The sequence below is a fragment of the Vibrio sp. 2132-1 genome (assembly GCF_033344315.1).
Genome location: NZ_JAWPON010000844.1, coordinates 1 through 521 on the forward strand (window position 1 = coordinate 1; position 521 = coordinate 521).

Sequence of the window (521 nt, forward strand, 5' to 3'; positions counted from 1 at the left end):
TGAGGCGGTGCACACTGCACTGCAAGAGTTTGTGGCGAACACTGGCAAAATGAGTGCCGTCGGTGGTGGCTTCTTGTTTATTGCTGCGCTGATGCTGATCTCCAACATCGATAAAAATCTAAACTACATCTGGCGAGTCAAAGACAAGCGCCGTTTGGTGTTCTCATTTTCGATGTATTGGATGGTATTAACGCTGGGGCCGATTTTAGTCGGCGCGAGTATTGCAGCAACGTCTTATGTCACGTCGTTACAAATCTTAGAAAATGAAACGCTGTCTGGCGCCTTCAATTTGTTCTTACGCTGGTTGCCGCTCTTGCTGTCATTTTTTGCATTTTTAGGTTTGTACATTCTGGTGCCAAACAAAAAAGTGCATTTAGCGCATGGTGCTGTAGGCGCCGCCGTTGCGGCGATACTGTTTGAATTAAGTAAGAAAGGCTTTGCCCTCTATATCACTCAGTTCCCGTCTTACCAGCTGATTTATGGCGCTTTAGCCGCAATTCCTATCTTGTTTGTCTGGGTTT

Annotated in this window: 1 protein-coding gene; it reads left to right on the forward strand. The window is 46.3% G+C overall.

All coding sequences use genetic code 11. The annotated features are described in order from the left end of the window. On the forward strand, positions 1–521 hold a 521-nt coding region (locus R8N47_RS28325), incomplete at both ends, for a YihY family inner membrane protein (protein WP_318186499.1).